This is a genomic window from Haloactinopolyspora alba, from assembly GCF_003014555.1.
Lineage (GTDB): Bacteria > Actinomycetota > Actinomycetes > Jiangellales > Jiangellaceae > Haloactinopolyspora > Haloactinopolyspora alba.
On sequence record NZ_PYGE01000001.1, the window covers coordinates 34,984 to 54,736 of the forward strand.

Below are 19,753 nucleotides of genomic sequence, written 5' to 3' on the forward strand. Positions count from 1 at the left end.
CACCGGCCTGACCCTGGAAGGAAGAACCCCATGTCCGTCAACGACGTGTTCGCGGAGCAGGAACCCCGCCCGGAGTATCCGCGGCCGCAGTTCCGGCGCGACCGATGGCTGAACCTCAACGGCCGCTGGGACTTCGAGATCGACCGCGGCGACAGCGGGCTCGAACGCGGCCTGCGCGACGCCCCGCTCTCGGGCAAGATCCTGGTGCCGTTCGCACCCGAGGCCACGCTCTCCGGGGTCGGCGACCTCGATTTCATGCGCGCCGTCTGGTACCGGCGCACGATCACCGTCCCGGACGACTGGGCCGGGGACCGGGTGATCCTGCATTTCGGGGCGGTGGACCACGACGCGACCGTGTGGGTGAACGGCACCGAGGTCGGCAGGCACCGGGGCGGGTTCGCAAGCTTCAGCGTGGACATCACCGACGCCGCCCCCGCCGGAACCCCGGTGCCGCTGGTGGTCCGCGCCCGCGACGAGCCCGACGCACCTCAGGCCCGGGGAAAGCAGGCGCAGCGGTACACGCCGCACGCGGCGAAGTACTGGCGCACGACCGGGATCTGGCAGACGGTCTGGATGGAGCCGGTGCCGCCGGTCGCGATCCGCCGTCCGCGCGTCACGCCGAACGTCGCCGCGGGATCGTTCGACGTCGAGGTGCCGCTCTCGGCGAATCCGCCCGGCGGTGTGGTGCGCGTCGTCGTCTCCGACGATGCGGGCGAAGTGACCAGCGCCGAGGTCCGCGCCGACCTCGATCTCGCCCCGCGGGTCGGCCTCGTGCTGCCGACCGAGCGGACGCGGCTGTGGTCGACGACCGACCCGTTCCTCTACGACCTGCGCTTCGAGCTGCTCGACGCGGACGGGCGCCCGGTCGACCGGATCGACTCGTACGCGGGACTGCGCAGCGTCGCGATCACCGGCAAAGGCATCCGGATCAACGGCGAGGTGGTGTTCCAGCGGCTCGTCCTCGACCAGGGCTACTATCCGGACGGGCTGATGACCGCGCCCAGCGACGCCGACCTCGTGCGTGACATCGAGCTCTCCCTCGCCGCGGGCTTCAACGGGGCGCGCCTGCACCAGAAGGTGTTCGAGGAGCGCTTCCTGTACCACGCGGACCGCCTGGGCTACCTCGTCTGGGGCGAGTTCGGCGACTGGGGATGCAACACCGGCGAGGGCATGACGACGAACCAGCAGCCCGACGCCGCCTACGTCCAGGAATGGCTGGAGGTGCTCGAGCGCGACTACTCGCACCCGTCGATCGTCGGCTGGTGCCCGATGAACGAGACCTGGCAGGCCTACGGCGACCGCATCACCGCCCTGGACGACGTGATGCGGTCGATGTTCCTCGCCACGAAGGCGTTCGACACGTCGCGCCCGGTCCTGGACACGTCCGGATACGCGCACCGAATCGCCGAGTCGGACGTCTACGACAGCCACGACTACGAGCAGGATCCCCGCGTGTTCGCGGCGAACCATGCCGGCCTCGCGCACGGCGACCCGTACGTGAACCGCTCGGACGCCACCGGCGAGTCGTGGTCGATCGCGTACCGGGGCCAGCCGTTCTTCGTCAGCGAGTTCGGCGGCATCTGGTGGAACCCCGCCGAAGCCGGCCGCCCGCAGTCGACCACCGAGTCCTGGGGGTACGGCGACCGGGTGCGCGACCTCGACGAGTTCTACGCCCGGTTCGAAGGACTCGTCGCCACCCTGCTCGACGATCCGCACATGTTCGGGTACTGCTACACCCAGCTGACCGACGTGTTCCAGGAGCAGAACGGCGTCTTCGGCTTCGATCGTGCGGACAAGTTCGACCTGTCGAGGATCCGCGCCGCTCAGGTACGCCCGGCGGCGATAGAACTCGCCCAGGAGGGAGCACGTCCAGCGCGATGAGGCCCAACGTCGTCATCATCTACGCCGACGACCTCGGACGAGGCGACGTCGGATGCTTCGGGGCCGACGATCTGGCGACCCCCGCCCTCGACCGCCTGGGCGCGTCCGGTGTCCGGCTGCCGCACTGGTACTCCAACTCACCGGTGTGCTCGCCGTCGCGGGCATCGCTGCTGACCGGGAAGTACCCCGCCCACGCCGGCGTCGAGAACATCCTGGGCGGCACGCGCCGCACCCGCGGCCTGCCGCAGCAGGAGACCCTGGCCACACAGCTACGTGACCGCGGCTACCGGACCGGGATCTTCGGCAAGTGGCACCTCGGGGCGGCCGCCGAGTTCAGCCCCACGAACCACGGGTTCGACGAGAGCTTCGGCTTCCGCGCCGGCTGCGTGGACTACTACTCGCACATCTACTACTGGGGCGATCACAACCCGGTGCACGACCTCTGGGACGGCGACGAGGAGGTGTGGCTCAACGGCGAGTACCTGACGACGGTGATCGGCGAGCGGGCGTCGGAGTTCATCGCCCGCAACGCCGGCCGGCCGTTCTTCTGCTACGTCCCGTTCAATGCGCCGCACTATCCGATGCACGCTCCCGCCGAGTACATGGACCGGTTCGCGCACCTGCCCGAGGGCCGCCGGACGATGGCGGCCATGGTCGCCGCGATGGACGACGCGATCGGGCGGATCGTCGGCACCCTCGACGAGCACGGCCTGCGCGAGAACACGCTGGTCATCTTCTCCTCCGACAACGGCCCCTCGGCGGAGAGCCGCAACTGGCTCGACGGTGAGGAGGTGTCGTACGACGGCGGTTCGACCGGCGGGCTCCGCGGCACGAAGGGCTCGGTGTTCGAGGGCGGGATCCGCGTGCCGACGATCGCGTCGTGGCCCGCGGCGTTGCCCGCCGGGGTCGACCGCTCGGGCGTGGGCGCGATGATGGACGTGCTCCCGACGGTCCTCCACGCCGTCGACGGGAGGCCCGCCGAGCTCACCGGCGTCGACGGACGCTCGCTGCTCGCCGAGTGGCGCACCCCCGGCACCGAGGCGGACGGCGATGCCGGCGTTCACGAGCGCTCGGTCTTCTGGACCCACGACGACCAGTGGGCGGTACGTCGAGGACGGTTCAAACGCGTCCGGCACGCTCGCGAAGGAATGGTCCCGCCCTACGTGCTCGAACACGCACTCTTCGATGTCGTCGAGGATCCTGCCGAGGAGACCGACGTCTCGGAACACTTCCCCGACCTCGCCGACGAGCTCGACCGCGAACTGGCGGAGTTCCGTCGTCGGCACGAGCGCTGGGCCGCCGACGCCGTCTGACGCCGGCGTCAGTGGGGCGAGTCGGATGCCGTTCGAGCCCTCACCAGGGCACCGGGCCGTCGTCGTCGCTGAAGGTGCCGGTGGGGCCGTCGGCGGGAAGTGTCGCCATCCGCACGGCGGCCGCGGCGCCCTCGGCGGGCGTGCGGTGCCCGGCGTGCCCGTTCAGGTCGGTTGCCACGAATCCGGGGCAGACCGCGTTGACCAGGAAGCCGTCGGGTTGCAGGTCCCTGGCGTACTGGAGCGTCAGTGCCGTCAGGGCGGACTTGGACGGCGAGTAGCCGGCGTTGATCGGTGGCTGGTCGCCGCCCCAGGTCTCCTGGTCGGCCTGGAAGCTCAGGGAGCCGCCCCTGCTGGACACGTTGACGATGCGCGGAGCGGGCGAGCGGCGAAGCAGGGGCAGCACGGCGCTGGTGACGGTGATGACGCCGAAGACGTTGGTGTCGAAGACGGTGCGGATGGTGTCGAGGTCGATGGAGCGAGGCAGCTGGCTGGCCTGATCGGTACCGGGTGGCATGGCGATGGCGGCATTGTTGACCAGCCCGTCGAGCCTGCCGTACCGGGCCTCGACCGTGTCGGCGGCTGCCGCCACGGAGGCCGGGTCGGTGACGTCGAGCACGACGGGGGCGACGTCGGCGCCGGTGGCGCGTAGCTCCGCGGCGGTCTTCTCGCCGTTCTCGGCGCTGCGGGCGCCGATCACGACGGTGTGCCCGAGGGCGGCGAGCTGGCCGGCGATCTCGCGGCCGATGCCCTTGTTGGCGCCAGTGACCAGGGTGATCGTGGTGTCGTTCATGCTTCGAAGACTCCACGGCGTGCCCCTGCCGACCAACACCGATGCCGTCCCTACCGATACCCTGTAGGTATGGATGCCTTGGAGACGCGGGAGCTCGTGTACTTCGTCGCCGTCGCCGAAGAGCTGCACTTCGGCCGCGCGGCCGAGCGGCTCGGCATCGCACAGCCGCCGCTGTCCCGCGCCATCCAGCGGCTCGAACGGCGGATGGAGGTCACTCTGCTCGAGCGCACGAGCCGTGCGGTGAGCCTGACACCGGCCGGCACGGTCTTTCTCGCCGAGTGCCACAAGGCGCTCGACGCGGTCACCGCGGCACAGCGGCGGGCGCAACGGGCCGGACAGGACGTGCCGCGGCTGAAGGTGGCGATGAAGCCCGAGGGAGACGCCGGCCTCCTGGAACGGATCCTGCCGGCGTACCGGCAGGATCCGGATGCGGTCGACGTCCATGTCGAGGTGTGCGGGGCCGGCGAGCAGTCGCGGATGCTGCGCGACGGGCGCGTCGACCTGGCGCTCCTGCACGCCCCTCACGACGACCTCACCGGGTTCGACACCGAGGCGCTGCTGACCCTGAACCAGGTGGCGGTGCTCGCGCGGGGGCACCGGCTGGCCGAGCACACCGCCCTGGCGCTGGCCGACCTCGACAGCGAGACGTTCCCGCGCTTTCCCGGCGACGATCCGGTGCAAGCCACCGGACCGGAAGTGCGTGACATCGGGCAGCTGATGCAGCTGGTCGCCCTGGGCAGGGTCGTCGCCGTGGTCCCGGAATCAGTGCGGCGCCACGCGCGCTCCGACGTGGTGTGCGTGCCGGTGCTCGACGCGCCGAGCAGCTCGGTCCTGCTGGCATGGCCCGAACGGACGCACTCGCGCGCGGTCGCCGCGTTCGTCCGGGCGAGCACGGAGGCCGCCGCTACCGCACCAGCGGTGTAGCGCGATCGCAGTAGCGACGTGGGATTGCTGGGGTGCGCACCCCAGCAACTCCACAATGCTGGCGCAGTTCCGCCGTCGGCGGCCAGAGCTGCACGGACACCTGACATGTGGCCGGGCACCAGGTTCGTTGCTATGGTGCGAGCATGGTCGAGGGGTGGGCAGCGGCGTTGACGGCTACGGCCGAGCCCGCCCACGTGTTGTCGGGCCCGGCCCTGCTGGCTCTCGATCTGGCCGAGAACGCCCGCGGTGTCCGCGGCTTGGACGTCCTGCGCCGCAGCGTCGACCGCGCGCCGCCCGCCTGGTCCTGATCCTGCCACCGCGCGTCCATCGCGCGTGAAATCCAGCGCGCCGGTGAACCGGACGCGCCCTTCGGCACGCTTGAGGACCGACCTTGAACACTCACACCAGCAACTCGTACACCACGATCCCCGCGGACGTCAGGCGCCGCATCGAGGATGCCCTGACCGAGGCCGCGACCAGCCGACGAAGCCAACTCGGCGCGTTGCCGGACACCGACCGCGACGCCACCGCCGCCGCGCACCGCGCCAGCGTCACGCGCATCCTCACCGAGGTCGAGGCTGCCCAGGCACGGCTGGCCGACGGCACGTTCGGCCACTGCGCACGATGCGACACCGCCATCCCCTCCGAACGCCTCGAACTGCGGCCGTGGACCAGGCTCTGCGTCGGCTGCGCGAGCCGATGACCGGCACGGTGCCGATCGGCCGGGGCTAACCGCCGTCGATCACGAAGCTCGAGCCGGGTTCGATCACGATGTCGCCGGTGGCCGAGTCGGTGATCTCCACGTTCGTCAGGGTGGCGCTGCCGCGGGCGCCGCCATGGGCGAGGATGCCGGCGCCATTGTTCGACTTGTCGATCCGCACGTCGGCGATCCGCACGTCCGGTGTCGCACCGCCGCCGGACTTGAACTGGATGCCGTCGTAGGTCGAGTCGTGGATCTCGGTGTCGCGGATCGTGACGCCGGTGATGTCACCTCCGGCCGCGAACAGGGTCAGCGCGCCGAACTCCTGCTGCTCGTTCCAGAACGCCCCGCCGCACCGGTACAGCGCGTTGTTGGCGATCAATGTCCGCCCGGAGAACGGCAGCGGGTCGTGGTCGGTCGCCAGCATGATCCCCGGGTAGTTCATCGTGTCGTACACCAGGTTGTTCTCGATCGTGTTGTCGTGGCCGCCGTAGATCGCGATGCCGTTGGCCCGCCACGGGAGCTGGATCGTGTTGTTGACGAAGTGGTTGTCGTGCGCGATGTCGACCGCGGGATCTTTCACGTACCGGCTGGCCCACACGGCCAGCGAGTCGTCCCCGGTCGTGCGGAAAGACGAGTTGAACACGCGCGAGTTGCGGGTGCCGTTGGTGAAGTTGATCCCGTCGGCGTAGGTGTTGCGGATCCGCATGCCGCTGAACTCGACCCCGTCGGCCGGGCCCCACAGTTCCGGGATGTTGCTGTAGTCCCGGCCGACCCACACGCCGACGTTGGCGTGCTCGATCCACACGTTGGTGATCTTCGTGCCGGTGCCGAACCGGCCGTTGAGGGCGACGCCGCCCTCCGCGCCCCCGCCGCCGCGGATGCGACCGGAGCCGAAGATCGCGATGTCGGAGATCCGGGTGTTGTGGTCGATGTCGAAGCCGAAGTTGCCCTCGTGCGGGTGGTTGATGCCGTCCGCGTTCTGGGGCTGGATCAGTGAGTACAGCTGCGAGTGCCACATGCCGGCGCCGCGGACGGTGACGTCGCGGATCCCGACCTGGTTGTACGGGCCGCGGTCCTGCGGATCGTCGGTGAGGATCTTGCTCTCCTGCCGCCACCGCCCCTCCGGGATCCACACGCAGGAGATGACGCCGTTCTGGTCGTCGGTGACCGCACGCTGGATCGCGGCCGCGTCGTCGACCCCGTCGCCCGGTATCGCGCCGTACTCGGTGATCGAGGTGCACTCCGCCGGCTTGCTCTTCGGTGGCGCGACCTGCTCCAGATCGATCAGGTCGATCACGTAGTACGACGCGGTGTCGTCCCCGTCCCGCTGGAGCCGGAACGTGGTCCCGGCCGGGTACGACTCGCCGAGCAGCGCGTGCGACTCGTCGAACAGGCGGCGGGCGTCGGCCTGCGGTGTGTTCGTCAGGCACTCCGGACCGTCGCAGTCGCCGTAGAGCCAGCTGTGCTTCGACGACAACGTGAGCTTGCGCTCGAACTCCCCGTTCACGTAGAGACTGATCGTCGCCTCGATGCCGCCGCCGTTCGGCGCGTCGGGGATCGAGTTGCGCACCACGATCGAGTTGGTCCGGTTGGTCGACGTGAACTCGACGTACTGCCCGGTGTCGTTCAGCCGCACCGACTGCCGTCCGGACGACTCGGTGGCGACGTTGGTGTGCCCGAACGTGCGCTGTGGGTCGGCCGTGAGCAGCGTGCCGTCGTAGCTCGCCGCCTCGGCCTCGTACTCCACGTACGGCACCGCCGCGCCGCGCCCGACGACGATCGGCAGGGCGAGCTCGTTGTTGCCCTCGTTGGGCTCGGTGACGGCATCGGTGGCGTCGGCGGTCGCGGTGATCGTGGCGTCACCCCGGGTCGCCGTCCAGCTGCCGCTGATCGGCACGGTCGTCGTGGCGCCGGCTTCGACCGCCGCGGTGTCCGTGTCGAGCGTCGTGCCGTCGACCACCAGCCGGGTCACCGCGGCCGCGGCGGTGGACGTCCCGCGGTTGTGCACGGTCACGGTGAACGTGACCGGGTCGCCCACGGCCGGGTTCTGCGGGCTGTGCGCGATGTCGATGATCTCCAGGTCCGGGCCGGGCGCCCGGGCGATCACCAGCGGATCGGCAGCGGTGTGGCCGTTGTTGCCCTCGTCCAGCTCGGCGAGCGTGTCGTCCGGGTCGGCCACCGCCGCGACGGTGTAGCTACCCGCCGGCCGCGCGTCGACGTCGACCGGCACGGTGGCGGAGTCGCCGGCGGCCAGGGCACCGATCTCGGCGTTCCCGGCGACGGCGCCGTCGACGGTCACGTTCACCGTGGCCGGGTCCGCGTCCGCGGTGCCGGCGTTGCGCACGGTGGCGGTCACGGTGACCGGGCTCGCCTCGGTCGGCTCCGCAGGCGTCCAGGTCACGTCGGTGACGGTCAGGTCCGGGTTCGGCGCCGGGGTCCCCATGACCTGCAGCTCGGCGACCTGTGCTCCGGGAGCGCCGGTGTTGGCCGTGAAGCGCAGCCGTACATCGGCGACCTGGCCGGTGACCGGGATGGTCACGGTGTTCCGGGTGACGGGGTCGAACTCGTAGGTGTCGGGGCCCTTCAGGGACGTGAACTCGGTCGAGCCCTGGGCGCGGCCGAGGATCTCGAACGTCTGGGTGCGCGGCGTCCATATCGGGTCGGGGTCGAGCTTGACAACGACCGCGTCGAGGTCTGCGTCGGCCCCGAGATGCGCGGTCAGCGTGGACTCGAAGCCGGCGGATTCCCAGTAGCTGGTCGCATCGCCGTCGACGGCGTTGCCGGCGACGAACGAGAAGACCGACGACGACGCGTCGACCGGCTTGCCCGCGGCCAGGTTCGTGCCGGGGCCGTCGCCGCCGCGGGTCACCCGGTTGCTGTCGGGCGACTCGTTGCCCGCGGCGTCCCGAGCGCGCACGAAGTACTCCACGCTTGCGGTGCCCGGCTGACTGTCGGTGTAGGTGAGCACGTCACCGGCGACCGTCGCGACCTCGGTGTTGTTGCGGTAGACGACGTAGTCCGTGACGCCGGTGTCGTCGGTCGAGGCCGTCCACTCGAGCCGGATCTGCCCTTCCGCCGGCTCGGTGAGCGTCAACTCTGCGGGCGCGGTCGGAGGCTGCGTGTCGCCGGTATCCGGCCCGTACACCTCCAGCTCGGAGATCTGCGCGGCCGGCCACCCGGTGTTCGCGGTGACGCGTAGCCGCACGTATCGGGTGGTGGTCGTGTCGAACGAGATGCTGACCGTGTTGGCCCTGCCAGGGCTGAACGTGCGGCCGGTGGCGTCGGAGAGGTCGGTGAACGAACTGCCGTCGGTGCTGCCCCGGACCGCGACGGTCTGGTCGCGGGCTTCCCAGTGGGCGGGGAGCTTGAGCACGACCCGCTGTACCGGACGGGCTGCGCCCAGGTCGACCTGGAGCCACTGCGGGAACGCGTCGTTGGTGCTCTCCCAGTAGCTCGCCTGGTCGCCGTCCACGCTGTTGGCGACGGGATAACCGGGCAGCGAGCCGCTGGCGGTGACGGTGCCGTCCAGAGGCACCTCGGAGGCCATCGGGGCGACCGCGGACGTGGCGGTGGGTTCGGCGACGCCGGGCGGGTCCCCGTACGCGGCTGGTGTGGTGAGCCCGGCGAGGACCAGGGCGATGAACGGGATGCCGGCCGTCAGCCGCCGGTAGAGCTGCGTGCGATACATGGCACCTACTCCCGGTAGAGAAAGCAGCGAGTGACGAGGATGCAACACATCACTACAAGAGCGCAATAATTCGACGGCCACGAGCAAATGTGCGACTTCTGCTCGCCTGTCTGGCCAACACTTGCCAGACCAGAAGTGTGAGTGGTTTATTACTCACATGTCGACAGCGGCGCACACACGGCAGCTCTCCACCGCGGACGCACGGAGGAGGACGGTGTTGGACACAGCCGTCAGCGCCTTCGGCCGGCGCGGCTACTTCGGCACCACCACCACCGACGTCGCCGAGCTCGCCGGGATCTCCCAGGCGTACGTGTACCGGCTGTTCCCGGACAAGGAGGCACTGTTCGTCGCGGTCGTGCAGCACTGCTTCGCACTCGTCCGCGACACCCTGGGCGTGGCCGCGGACGCCGCTCGAGACCGCTCACCGGAGGCCGTGCTGGACGCCATGGGCGACGCGTACGCCCGGCTGATCGCCGACCGCGACCTGTTGCTGCTGCAGATGCACGCGCAGTGCGCGGCCGCGTCGCAGCCCGTCATCCTGGAGGCCGTGCGCGACGGATACGCGGGGCTGGTCGAGCACGCGCGAGCCGTCTCCGGTGCCGCGGAGGGCGCCGTGCAGGACTTCTTCGCCAAGGGCACGCTGTGCCATCTGGTGGTGGCCATCGACGCCGTCGGGGTCGACGCCCCATGGGCCAGGACACTGACCGACGGGCTCCGTCACTACGAGGGAGATCAGAGCACGGGACCCGGTGCACCATGAGCACGCGACCGGAAGGGCAGTTCCTGGACCGCGACCGGTACGAGGCGTTGGTCATCGGCAGCGGGTTCGGCGGCGCGGTCGCCGCGTGCCGGCTGGCGCAGGCCGGCGTGGACGTGGCGATCGCCGAGCGGGGTCGCCGGTGGCGGCCCGGCGAGTTCCCGCGGAACCTGTCACGCATCGACGACGGCTGGCTGTGGCAACGCGGCCAGGGCCTGTACGACGCCATGCCCCTGAACGACATCCTCGCCGTCCGCGCGGCCGGCTACGGCGGCGGCTCGCTGGTGTACGCCAACGTGGCGGCACGACCGCCGGACGAGGTGTTCGACGACGCGTGGCCGGACTCGTACACCCGCGCCGCCCTCGACCCGTACTTCGACCTGGCCTCGCACATGCTCGACGTGCGGCCTGTGCCGCCCGACCCACGGACCGGCGAGCCGCCGCCGAAGTCGCGGTTCATGGCCGCGGCCACCGACCGCCTCGGTGCGGCGGACGGGTTCTTCCACCCGAACCTCGCCCTCACGTTCGACGACCACGGCCCCGGACAGCTGAACCGGTTCGGCGTCCCACAGCGCGGCTGCGTGTTCTGCGGTGAGTGCGGCATCGGCTGCAACGTCGGCGCCAAGAACTCTCTCGACCACAACTACCTCGCTCTCGCCGAGCGGCACGGAGCGGCCGTGGGCCTGCGCACCGAGGCGATCCACATCGGCCGCGCCGACGGCGGGTACCGGGTCCGGTTGCGCGAGTACGGGCATCCGGGCGCAGGGCGCGACGGCGTCGATCGTGAGGTGGCCGCACGGTACGTGTTCCTCTGCGCCGGCGCGTTGGGTTCCACGGAGTTGCTGCTGCGCAGCCGGGACCAGTACGGCACACTGCCTGACCTGCCGGAGGCGCTCGGCGACGGCTACTCCGGCAACGGCGACTTCCTCAGCTTCGGCGCCGGGACGAGCGAACCGTTCGTGCCCGCCGCGGGCCCCACCATCACCACCGCCACGGTGATGCGTACGGGGACCGACGCCGAGGAGAAGTGGTTCGTGCTCGAGGACGGCGGCTACTCCGAACACCTGGCGACGTTGATCCACAGCCTGCGGCCGTCCCGGTTGCCGGCGCACGCCGCACGGTCGATCGGCACCAAGACCCTGCGGCTGTTCGGGGGCTCCCGCGCGACGGCCGACCGGCTCGGCGAGCAGCCGGACACCGCGGTCCTGCTCGCCATGGGCCGCGACCGCGCGGACGGGCGGATCGAGCTGAAAGGGCGGAACAAGCGCCTGCACGTCACCTGGGACGTGGTCCGCAACAGCCCGCTGTACGCCGCCGAACGCGCGATGTCCGGTGCGGTCGTCCGCGCACTGGGCGGACGGACGTTCGGGACGCCCACGTGGCGGCTGTTCCGGCAGCCGGTCACGGTGCACAACCTCGGCGGGGCCCGGATGAGCGACGGCCCGTCCACCGGCGTGGTCGATCCCGACGGAGAGGTGTTCGGGCACCCGGGCCTGTTCGTTCTGGACGGCGCCGCACTGCCTGGCGCCACCGGCAGCAACCCGTCCCTGACCATAGCCGCCGTCGCCGAGCGCTGCATCGAGACGGCCGTGCGCACCATCATCGACGACCCGGCGTGGTCGGCGCCCGAGCGCGCGACCATCCTCCCGCGCGACGTGCCCGAGGACCGCGCGGTCCGGGCCGTGGTCGCTCACGGACCACGCGACCTGTCGGGTCCGGGGATCCGGTTCCACGAGACCATGCGCGGCAGCGTCCGCCTCCCCGGCAGCTCCGGCGCGGGCAGCTGGCGGCACGTCACCATGCGGCTGCGCGGGTGGATCCCGGACCTGCGACAGTTCCTCGACGACCCGGCGCACCCGGTCCGGCTCACCGGCACCGTGGACGTAGCCGGGCTGACCGGCGGGCCGGCCACAGTGGGCGAAGGCACGATGCACCTGCTCACGTCGCGCGCCGGCGACTCCGAACGGACCATGGAGTACGTGGTGCCGTTCACCGACGAGCACGGCACACCCTGGACCCTGACCGGCACCAAGCTGGTCCGGGCGCTGTGGCGCGGCAACCCCTGGCGCGACACCACGACCCTCGACGTCACCGTGACCTCTACCGCCGAACCGCACGGTGTCACCGCAGCGACCGGCCGGCTACGCATCTCGCCGGCCGGGGTGCTGCGGCTGCCCACGACGATCCGGGCCACCAGCGGCGTCGAGACGGGCGACTCGGCCGCGACGGTGGCCCGGTTCTGCCTGTTCTTCGCCGCCGGACTGCTGCGCGCCGTCCTGCCCGTCGGGACAGGCCGACGATGACCGGCTGGTTCGAGCAGGCGATCGTCTCCACCGGCCGGCTGCCGCTGTTCGCCTTCTTCGTCAGCGTCATCGCCGGCTTCGTCATCGCCCGCATCTCGACGCGGCTGATCCGGGCGAACGTCCGATGGTGGTCCCGGAACGTCGTCGTGGGCGACGTGCACGTCCACCACGCCGTCCTCGGAATCATCCTGATGCTGATCAGCGGCGTCACCGGGCTCGCCCTACCGGCCGAGCTCGTCGGCTGGCGGACCGCGGCCGCGGCGGTGTTCGGTCTCGGCGCGGCCGCGGTGCTGGACGAGTTCGCGCTGATCCTGCGCCTGCGCGACGTCTACTGGACCGCTGAGGGACGGATCTCGGTCGACGCCGTGTTCATCGCCGTCGCCATCACCGGCCTCGTCTTGCTGGGCATGCGCCCGGCCGGCCTGGACGACTTCGTCGCCGCGGCCGGTGGAGGAACCGTCGACGAATGGATCGTCGCCGTCGCACTGACGGCCGTCAACCTGACGCTCGCGACCGTCACCATGCTGAAAGGGAAGGTCCCCACCGGACTGTTCGGCATGTTCGCCTGGCCCGTACTCGCCGTCGGGGCCGCACGGCTGGCCAGACCCACGTCCCCATGGGCCCGCTGGCGCTACCACCGGCCTGGCCCGCGGCCGGCACACAAGCTCGAGCGCGCCGTACGACGTGAGCACCGGATCCACCGCCCGCTCCGGCGGGTCGTCACCACGGCGGGCGACCTGATCGCCGGACGGCCGAGCCCGTAGTTCGCGTTGACGCGAAACTGTAACTAGTATGGTGGCGGCTGTGACGGCGGCGAGGGGCGAGCGATGAGTGTCAGCAGCAGGACGGCGGTGGCGGTCCACGCCTTGACGTTTCTCGCCCAGTGGGAAGCGGACGACCTGCAGCCGTCGACCGACATCGCCGAGAGCCTCGAGAGCAACCCGGTCCTGGTGCGGCGCGTCCTCGGTCTACTACGCGACAAGGGCCTGGTCTCCGCGGTGGAGGGCAGCGGCGGCGGCTGGCAGCTCGCGAAACCCGCCGAGCAGATCACGCTGCGCGACGCCTACGCCGCCGTCGAGAAGGGCGCGCCGGTGCTGCCCGCACACGCGCACCCGCCGAGCCAGAGCTGTGTGATCGGGCGGCACATGCAGTCGCTGCTGGAGGTCGAGTTCGCGGCCGCGCAGCGCGCGATGGAAGATCGCCTCGCCGAGACGAGCGTCGCCCACATGCTCCGCCGGATTCGCGACCGCGAACGCGGCGAACCCGTCAGCCGCTAAAACTCCCGACGGGCGGAGGAGTCCCCTCCGCCCATTCTTTCGCCCATAACTGCAATCAACACAGTTACAGTTTTCGAACGAACGGAGTCCCTGTGAACTCGGTCCCGGAGCCGGTGAGCACCGTCATCCCCATGCGGCGCCTGCTGCTCGTGCTCGTCCCGGCGATGTTGTTGATCCCCATCGCCGCCGACATGGTCTCGCTCGTCCTTCCGCTCATCGCCACGCAATTCACCGCGTCGACGGCCGAGGTGGCCTGGGTCGTGACCGGATTCCTGCTCGTCTGCTCCATCGGTATACCCGTCTACGGCCGCATCGCGGACCGCTTCAGTCTCCGCCAGCTGTTCACGGTCGCGCTGACCGTCTTCGCGATCGGCAGCCTGATCTGCGCCCTCGCACCGAGCCTGCTGACTCTCGTGCTGGGCCGGATCGTCATGGGGGCAGGTGGTGCGGCCATCCCCGTACTCGCGATCGTGGCCGCCGCGCGCCTGCTGCCCAGCGACAAGACCGCCGTCGGCGTCGGGTTCATCGGAGCCGCCGCGGGCGTCGGCACGGCGGCCGGTCCCGTGGTGGGCGGGGTCCTGGGGCAGCTGCTGGGATGGCCGGCGCTGTTCTGGCTCATGACGCTCACCGCCGCAGCTCTGATCCCGGCAACCCGCCGCGTCATCATCGACGACGCGCCCGACGATCGACGCCCGTTCGACCTGCTCGGCGGGCTTCTGCTCGGACTCGGCGCGGGCCTGCTGCTGTTCGGTGTCACCCGGGCCGAAGCGGCAGGGTTCGGTTCCGTGTACTCGTCGGGGGCCATGCTGGCCGGGTCGGCGCTCGCAGCGCTGTTCATCTGGCGTACCCGCGCCGCCGCGCATCCGTTCGTGCCGCCGTCGCTGTTCACGAACCGCGGCTACGTCGCCGCGGTCGTGGTGATCTTCCTGGCGATGGTCGCGAACCTGGCGACGCTGGTCCTGGTGCCGATCCTCGTCCTCGACGTCAACGGCCTCTCCCCCGGGCAGGGCAGCCTGGTCATGATCCCCGGCGGGGTGGCCCTGGCGGTGTTGTCACCCCTGGCCGGACGCGTCGGTGCACGCGGTGCCAACGAGGGCACGGTGACACTCGCCGGCCTGACGGCCATCGCCCTGTCGATGCTGCTCCTGTCCACCGTCGCCGTCGGCGCTTCCACGGTGCTGGCCGGCCTGGCCGTCCTCGTGCTCGGCGCAGGCTTCGCCTTCGTCGTCACGCTCGCCACCAGCACCGTGAGCCGGGTCCTGCCGCCCGAGCAGGTCGGCATCGGCGTGGGCATCTTCCAGGGCGCGCAGTTCCTGGGTGCGGGTGCGGGACCGGCCCTGTTCGGAGCCGTGCTCTCGGCCCGGCAGGCCGGCGGGCAGGACGCGGTCAATCCCCTCTACACCAACGTCGCACCGGCATACTCCGACACCTTCCTCGCGCTGACCCTGGTGGTCCTGCTGGCCATGGTCGCTGCACTCCGGCTGCGGAAGGCGCGGGCAACGCACCGCTCACGAATCAGCACGCGACTGGACCATGACCGGCACGCCACGGCGCGCGACGACAACCGAGGCCGGCGGCTGCGGGGGACCTAGCCGGCCAGTAGCGAATCGCCGAGTTCGGTCCGCGAGTAGAGCACGGTCTGACCGTCGCGTCGTGCGGACACGATGCCGACTGCCTGCAGTGACTTGAGGTGGGTGTTGATGGTCGGTGCACTCCGGTCGAACTGTGCAGCCAGTTGGGTTGTGGACATGGGCAGGTCGAGCTGGGCGAGGATGGCCGCTCGACTACGCCCGAGCACGTCGCCGAGAGGCGACTTGTGGGTGCTGGGTTCCGCTTCCCAGAGGAGTCCGACACCGCGTGGCGCGTAGGTCACCGCCGGCTGTGGATCGGCGGTGCGCACGATGACGTCGGGCCAGGCGAACACGCACGGGATCAGCAGTAGCCCGCGCCGGCGCAGTTCCGCGTACCCGTCGTAGTACTTGACGATCTCGAGAGTGTCCTCATTGAACGTGAGGGACGGGTGCAGCGTCGCGAACAGCTGCTGGACACCCCCGGAGGCGAGTTGATCCATCCGGTAGCTCAGATCCGCTTGCAGCAGTGCCTCGATCCGGGGCCAGAAGGGGCGGATGGCTACATTCCAGTAGCGTTCGAGTTCGGTCACGATCCGGGTGAGTGCATCCTCGGGTGACCGGCTCAACTCCCGCAGCATCCGGACGCGACGTGCGCGGCCCTCGCCGCGCTGGGCGAGCGGGTGTTCGGCGAGGTGGGACAACTCGGCTGCGACCACCTGCGGGTCGGCGGCCGAAACCTCTGCGGCACCGTCGTCGAAGCTGGGACTCCTGTCCCCGAGGGTGGGATGCAGGAAGTCCGGGATGTAACCGACGGGCCGCACCACCGTGGTCAACAGCTGCATGTCGGGCTCGTCCAGCAGCTGCGAGACTCGCCGTATCCAGGGTGTATGCAAGCCGGTACGTGGACTCGCGGCAAGTGCGCGAAGGCTCGTCACGGCCTCCCACACCGGTGAGAACGCGAATCGAATCCGGCCGAGGTCCTCGGCGCTGAAATGTAGGCGGATCATCACTGAAGATTAGGCCCTGTTCGAATCGTTGCTGGTTCTCGGGAGTGCTGTGAGGCTCTGGGCGTTCGGCCGACGGCGGCCGACACACCGCAGATGGCACCCGGGAGGAGACGCAGATGAGGAAGATCGTTGCGTGGATGTTCATGTCGCTCGACGGGGTGATCGAGGCACCCGAGCAGTGGGCGATGTTCAACGACGAGATGGGCAAGATCATCGATGAGCAGGCCGCCGACGCAGACACCCTGCTGCTCGGGCGGCGCACCTACGAGGTGTTCGCCGGCTCCTGGCCCCAGCGAAGTACTGCCGACGACCCGCACGCCGAGTGGATGAACAGCACGCCCAAGCTGGTCGCTTCCACGAGCCTCGAGCACGTCGACTGGCAGAATTCAGAACTCATTAGCGGCGGCGTGGCCGAGACGCTCGCCGAGGTCAAGCAAGGCCCCGGGAAGAACATCCTGATCAACGGCAGCGCGACACTGGTCCGTTCTCTTCTGGAGGCCGGTGTGCTCGACGAGCTCGGGCTGTTCGTCCACCCGCTGGTGCTCGGCACCGGCACGCGGCTGTTCGAGCCCGACGGGAGCCGAATTCCGTTGCACGTCACGGAGTCACGAACCCTCGACACCGGCGTGCTGTACGTGAGGTACCAGCCCGTATGACCGCGAACGGCCGGCCGACGGCCTGTGACACGCGAACGCCGCAGGTTCAGTGAGGTTTGCTCAGCAAGATCGGGGGCGGGACGAGGTACCCCGGGGAGAGTCCGCTGGCGCCAGCGCGACACGCCGAGGTCGCGTAGGTCCGTGACCAGGCGTGGAGCCCCCCGGGTAGAAGAGGTCCTTTCCACAGATCATCTTCTACCCGGGGGCTCCACGTGATCGCCTATCCTGCCATGCTCGACGTCCCCCACCCCCCCGCGAGTTGGTGACCTTCCTGGCTGGGCTGCTGGCCTCCGAGCGCATTGCCCGCGGACCCGGACCGGCACCCAGGCGCTGTCGTGTGGCAAGCAGGCACATTCGCGCTGGTATGGTTCCGCGAGCGCCGCGACGTCGCGCTGATCGAGCGTGGGTTGGGATCTCGCAGGCCACCGCCTACCGCTACCTCGACGGAGCCATTGACGTGCGCGCCGACCAGGCCCCCGGATCTGCACGCCACACTGGCTCACGGCCAACAGCAGGGCTGCTCGCACGTGGGGCTCGACGGCAAGATCGTCGACACCGACCGCGTCGCCGGCACCACCACCAGCCGCAAGGGCGCCACCATCGACGCGTGGTACTCGGGCAAGACCCGCGACTTCTCCGGGCAACATCCAGGCCCTCACCCGCTCTGACGGCCTCCCAGTGTGGATCTCCGAGGTGCAGCCGGGCTCGGTGCACGACCTGACCGCGGCCCGCACCCACGTGCTCGGCGCGCTCTACGCCGCCGCCGCAACGGGCTGCCGACCCTGGCTACGAAGGCACCGGGATCGGGGTCCACGCCCCGACCCGCCAGCCCACCGACGGGCGCGAGCTCGACATCGACACCCGCACCCGCAACGCGCTGCTGCGCTCATTGCGCTGCCTCGGCGAACGCGGCTTCGCGCTACCGCTCGGACGATGGCGCGCCCTGCAGCACATCACCCTCAGCCCCACCAAGACTGGCAAGATCACCAGCGCCGCTCTCGTGCTCACCCACTTCGAACACGGCTACAGAACTCGCTGAGAAACCTCAATGGGATCCATAGTGATTCGACGAACGCGTCCTGCGACTGCGCGACGTCTACCGGACCGCTGAGGGACGGATCTCGGTCGACGCCGTGTTCATCGCCATCACCAGCCTCGTGCCGCTCGGCATACGTCCGGCCGGGCTGGAGGATTTCCTCGACGCCGCCGACAAATCGGCCCTTGCCGTCGCGCTGACGGTGATCAACCTGACGCTCGCGACCATCACCATGCTGAAAGGGAAGGTCCCGACCGGACTGCCGCGCCGACCTTACCGGAAACGCCCGGCTCGGGCTTACGTCGCGACGGTCGTCGACGCCTGGGTGCTCGACCAGGACTCACCCGGTCGACGAGCGCGCACCACTGCCGCGGTCGGCGTGAACGCCACACCGAGACAACTCGTCGGCCTCGTGCGGGTGAACCTCGAGCTGTGCCGCCGACACGTCGGAGGAACCTCGCTTGTCAGCTATCGCGTCTGATGGGTGACGGCGGATACGCGAACGGGAGCTGCACATGGGTGGCGCTGAGGGGTTCAGCGAGTACGTCGAGGTGCGATGGCCGCGCCTGGTGCGTTCGGCCGTGCTTCTCGGGTGCACCCCGGCGGAGGCCGAAGACCTGGTCCAGACGGCACTCACTCGATGTTTCGTCCATTGGCGCAAGGTGGAACGGGCAAACGACCGCGACGCTTACGTCCACCGCATCCTGCTGAACACGTTCAACTCGTCGCGACGCCGACGCTCTACCGGGGAACTCCCGACCGCCTCGTTGCCCGAAACGGTGTCCGCCGACGAAACGCAGGCCGTCGACCTCGCCGATGCGGTCACACGCAGTCTCGATCAGCTCGGTAACGACCAGCGAACAGTGGTGGTGCTGCGTTACTACGCGCACCTCAGCGAACAGCAGATGGCTTCGGTGCTCGGGGTACCGGCCGGCACGGTGAAGAGCCGGCTCTCCCGGGCGCTGAAGGCCCTCGCCGACGACCCGAACCTGGCTGAACTGCGAGGAACGACATGACCGACCAGAACCTCCCCGAGTTGCTCGAGCAGGCCGCAGACCGGACGCCCGTCGGCCCGGCGCCCATCGCGGGAATCGTCACGGGCGCCACCAGGGTGCGCCGCCGCCGTGCTGCACTCACCATGGTCGGCGCCGCGGCGGCGGCCATCGTGGGTGGGGCTGTGGTGTTCGCCGTCCCCGACGGACCGTCGAACCCGCAGCCGCTGGTGGCTACGCCTGAGCCCGACCCGACCCCTGCGGGCATGCGGCTCGCCGGCTTGGGACACGCGGCCGTCGCAGTGCCACAGACGTGGAGCACGAACGTGTTTCGTTGTGGTGTGCCTATGGAGGACACCGTCATCGTCGACATCGGAGCCGCGCTCGACTGCAACCAACCGCGGCCGGAGGGTGTGGACAGCGTCACGGTGGACCAGGGCGACGGCAAGCCCTGGAGATTCACCGTTGACGACGTCATCCAGATAGGTGGTGTGCCAGCGGAGCGGCAGGCCACCACCTGCCACCTCGACGAGCGTGTCAGGATCTGCGCGGGAACCGTCTACATCCCGTCGATGGACGTCGCGTTCCGGGCCGAGTCCTCCACGAAAACCGCCGTGGACCGCATTCTCGACCGGATCCAGATCTTTCCGGACCAGGTCGGAGTACCGGGCGAGTACCGAGCCAAGACCAAAGAAGAGTACGTCGAGGCGTTGAGTGCGGCAGGGCTGACCGCGGAGATCCGTACCGAGCAGACCACTGCCTCCGCTCCGGGCTACGTCCTCGAAGTTTCGCCGGTACCGGGCACCATGCTCCAACCAGGCGACGCGGTCACCGTGACGGTGTCCGCCTAGCGTT

19 protein-coding genes are annotated in these 19,753 nt (G+C 70.0%); 16 read left to right on the top strand and 3 right to left on the bottom strand.

The window, feature by feature from the left end; translation table 11 throughout:
• Nucleotides 1–30: 30 nt before the first annotated feature.
• Both CLV30_RS00165 and CLV30_RS00170 read left to right on the top strand, forming a co-directional pair.
• Nucleotides 31–1,881 carry a glycoside hydrolase family 2 protein gene (locus tag CLV30_RS00165; RefSeq protein ID WP_106535178.1) on the top strand — a complete coding sequence of 617 codons (1,851 nt, stop codon included), beginning with the start codon at nt 31–33 and terminating at the stop codon, nt 1,879–1,881.
• Nucleotides 1,878–3,194 carry a sulfatase-like hydrolase/transferase gene (locus tag CLV30_RS00170; RefSeq protein WP_106535179.1) on the top strand — a complete coding sequence of 439 codons (1,317 nt, stop codon included), beginning with the start codon at nt 1,878–1,880 and terminating at the stop codon, nt 3,192–3,194. The genes CLV30_RS00165 and CLV30_RS00170 overlap by 4 nt, the downstream gene beginning before the upstream one ends.
• A 40-nt stretch (nt 3,195–3,234) precedes the next feature.
• Here CLV30_RS00170 and CLV30_RS00175 read toward each other — a convergent pair whose 3' ends face one another.
• Entirely contained in the window at nt 3,235–3,984 is a 750-nt protein-coding gene (locus tag CLV30_RS00175) for an SDR family oxidoreductase (protein WP_106535180.1), read from the bottom strand.
• A gap of 69 nt (nt 3,985–4,053) precedes the next feature.
• Between CLV30_RS00175 and CLV30_RS00180 the strand changes: the two genes are divergently transcribed.
• The 3 genes from CLV30_RS00180 (at nt 4,054) to CLV30_RS00185 (ending at nt 5,611) form a co-directional block, all read left to right on the top strand.
• Nucleotides 4,054–4,908 (top strand): LysR family transcriptional regulator, encoded by an 855-nt coding sequence (locus CLV30_RS00180; protein ID WP_205740327.1) that lies wholly within the window; start codon nt 4,054–4,056, stop codon nt 4,906–4,908.
• Nucleotides 4,909–5,051: 143 nt separating this feature from the next.
• Nucleotides 5,052–5,216: a hypothetical protein gene (locus CLV30_RS26155; protein WP_165358378.1), complete on the top strand. Its 165-nt coding sequence runs from the start codon at nt 5,052–5,054 to the stop codon at nt 5,214–5,216.
• An 83-nt stretch (nt 5,217–5,299) separates the two neighbouring features.
• Nucleotides 5,300–5,611 carry a TraR/DksA family transcriptional regulator gene (locus CLV30_RS00185; protein ID WP_106535181.1) on the top strand — a complete coding sequence of 104 codons (312 nt, stop codon included), beginning with the start codon at nt 5,300–5,302 and terminating at the stop codon, nt 5,609–5,611.
• Between the two features lie 25 nt (nt 5,612–5,636).
• Here the strand turns inward: CLV30_RS00185 and CLV30_RS00190 are convergent, their stop codons facing one another.
• Nucleotides 5,637–9,299 carry a CARDB domain-containing protein gene (locus tag CLV30_RS00190; protein WP_106535182.1) on the bottom strand — a complete coding sequence of 1,221 codons (3,663 nt, stop codon included), beginning with the start codon at nt 9,297–9,299 and terminating at the stop codon, nt 5,637–5,639.
• 157 nt (nt 9,300–9,456) lie between these two features.
• Here CLV30_RS00190 and CLV30_RS00195 point away from each other — a divergent pair, with 157 nt between their 5' ends.
• The 5 genes from CLV30_RS00195 to CLV30_RS00215 all read left to right on the top strand — a co-directional run bounded on the left by CLV30_RS00195 (nt 9,457) and on the right by CLV30_RS00215 (nt 15,228).
• Nucleotides 9,457–10,059 carry a TetR/AcrR family transcriptional regulator gene (locus CLV30_RS00195; RefSeq protein ID WP_106535183.1) on the top strand — a complete coding sequence of 201 codons (603 nt, stop codon included), beginning with the start codon at nt 9,457–9,459 and terminating at the stop codon, nt 10,057–10,059.
• On the top strand, nt 10,056–12,359 hold the full coding sequence (locus CLV30_RS00200; RefSeq protein WP_165358379.1) for a GMC oxidoreductase: 2,304 nt from the start codon (nt 10,056–10,058) through the stop codon (nt 12,357–12,359). Before CLV30_RS00195 ends, CLV30_RS00200 begins: the two co-directional genes overlap by 4 nt.
• Nucleotides 12,356–13,123: a hypothetical protein gene (locus CLV30_RS00205; RefSeq protein WP_106535185.1), complete on the top strand. Its 768-nt coding sequence runs from the start codon at nt 12,356–12,358 to the stop codon at nt 13,121–13,123. Before CLV30_RS00200 ends, CLV30_RS00205 begins: the two co-directional genes overlap by 4 nt.
• 63 nt (nt 13,124–13,186) lie before the next feature.
• Nucleotides 13,187–13,636: an RrF2 family transcriptional regulator gene (locus CLV30_RS00210; RefSeq protein ID WP_106535186.1), complete on the top strand. Its 450-nt coding sequence runs from the start codon at nt 13,187–13,189 to the stop codon at nt 13,634–13,636.
• A 92-nt stretch (nt 13,637–13,728) separates the two neighbouring features.
• On the top strand, nt 13,729–15,228 hold the full coding sequence (locus CLV30_RS00215; RefSeq protein WP_205740329.1) for an MFS transporter: 1,500 nt from the start codon (nt 13,729–13,731) through the stop codon (nt 15,226–15,228).
• Here the strand turns inward: CLV30_RS00215 and CLV30_RS00220 are convergent.
• On the bottom strand, nt 15,225–16,049 hold the full coding sequence (locus CLV30_RS00220; RefSeq protein WP_205740330.1) for a DUF5937 family protein: 825 nt from the start codon (nt 16,047–16,049) through the stop codon (nt 15,225–15,227). The two genes, CLV30_RS00215 and CLV30_RS00220, sit on opposite strands and share 4 nt — an antisense overlap.
• 281 nt (nt 16,050–16,330) lie before the next feature.
• Between CLV30_RS00220 and CLV30_RS00225 the strand changes: the two genes are divergently transcribed.
• From CLV30_RS00225 to CLV30_RS00245, 6 genes are all read left to right on the top strand, one after another.
• Nucleotides 16,331–16,870 carry a dihydrofolate reductase family protein gene (locus CLV30_RS00225; protein ID WP_106535188.1) on the top strand — a complete coding sequence of 180 codons (540 nt, stop codon included), beginning with the start codon at nt 16,331–16,333 and terminating at the stop codon, nt 16,868–16,870.
• Nucleotides 16,871–17,322: 452 nt separating this feature from the next.
• Complete coding sequence (locus tag CLV30_RS26830; RefSeq protein WP_205740331.1) at nt 17,323–17,538, top strand: hypothetical protein; 216 nt, start codon at nt 17,323–17,325, stop codon at nt 17,536–17,538.
• A 134-nt stretch (nt 17,539–17,672) separates the two neighbouring features.
• Nucleotides 17,673–17,909, top strand: coding sequence for a hypothetical protein (locus CLV30_RS27700; protein ID WP_205740398.1), 237 nt, complete (start codon nt 17,673–17,675; stop codon nt 17,907–17,909).
• A 94-nt stretch (nt 17,910–18,003) separates the two neighbouring features.
• The gene (locus CLV30_RS00235; protein ID WP_106535189.1) at nt 18,004–18,387 is read left to right on the top strand and encodes a hypothetical protein; all 384 of its coding nucleotides are present in this window, start codon (nt 18,004–18,006) and stop codon (nt 18,385–18,387) included.
• A 34-nt stretch (nt 18,388–18,421) separates the two neighbouring features.
• Entirely contained in the window at nt 18,422–18,922 is a 501-nt protein-coding gene (locus CLV30_RS00240) for a SigE family RNA polymerase sigma factor (RefSeq protein WP_106535190.1), read from the top strand.
• Nucleotides 18,919–19,749, top strand: coding sequence for a PASTA domain-containing protein (locus tag CLV30_RS00245; protein WP_106535191.1), 831 nt, complete (start codon nt 18,919–18,921; stop codon nt 19,747–19,749). The genes CLV30_RS00240 and CLV30_RS00245 overlap by 4 nt, the downstream gene beginning before the upstream one ends.
• Nucleotides 19,750–19,753 lie beyond the last annotated feature (4 nt).

Bases quoted from the DNA above. Each gene is read 5' to 3' on its own strand.
- CLV30_RS00165 (WP_106535178.1), top strand. From the start codon at position 31: ATGTCCGTCAACGACGTGTTCGCGGAGCAGGAACCCCGCCCGGAGTAT.
- CLV30_RS00170 (WP_106535179.1), top strand. From the start codon at position 1,878: ATGAGGCCCAACGTCGTCATCATCTACGCCGACGACCTCGGACGAGGC.
- CLV30_RS00175 (WP_106535180.1), bottom strand. From the start codon at position 3,984: ATGAACGACACCACGATCACCCTGGTCACTGGCGCCAACAAGGGCATC.
- CLV30_RS00180 (WP_205740327.1), top strand. From the start codon at position 4,054: ATGGATGCCTTGGAGACGCGGGAGCTCGTGTACTTCGTCGCCGTCGCC.
- CLV30_RS26155 (WP_165358378.1), top strand. From the start codon at position 5,052: ATGGTCGAGGGGTGGGCAGCGGCGTTGACGGCTACGGCCGAGCCCGCC.
- CLV30_RS00190 (WP_106535182.1), bottom strand. From the start codon at position 9,299: ATGTATCGCACGCAGCTCTACCGGCGGCTGACGGCCGGCATCCCGTTC.
- CLV30_RS00195 (WP_106535183.1), top strand. From the start codon at position 9,457: ATGTCGACAGCGGCGCACACACGGCAGCTCTCCACCGCGGACGCACGG.
- CLV30_RS00200 (WP_165358379.1), top strand. From the start codon at position 10,056: ATGAGCACGCGACCGGAAGGGCAGTTCCTGGACCGCGACCGGTACGAG.
- CLV30_RS00205 (WP_106535185.1), top strand. From the start codon at position 12,356: ATGACCGGCTGGTTCGAGCAGGCGATCGTCTCCACCGGCCGGCTGCCG.
- CLV30_RS00210 (WP_106535186.1), top strand. From the start codon at position 13,187: ATGAGTGTCAGCAGCAGGACGGCGGTGGCGGTCCACGCCTTGACGTTT.
- CLV30_RS00220 (WP_205740330.1), bottom strand. From the start codon at position 16,049: ATGCAGCTGTTGACCACGGTGGTGCGGCCCGTCGGTTACATCCCGGAC.
- CLV30_RS00225 (WP_106535188.1), top strand. From the start codon at position 16,331: ATGAGGAAGATCGTTGCGTGGATGTTCATGTCGCTCGACGGGGTGATC.
- CLV30_RS00240 (WP_106535190.1), top strand. From the start codon at position 18,422: ATGGGTGGCGCTGAGGGGTTCAGCGAGTACGTCGAGGTGCGATGGCCG.
- CLV30_RS00245 (WP_106535191.1), top strand. From the start codon at position 18,919: ATGACCGACCAGAACCTCCCCGAGTTGCTCGAGCAGGCCGCAGACCGG.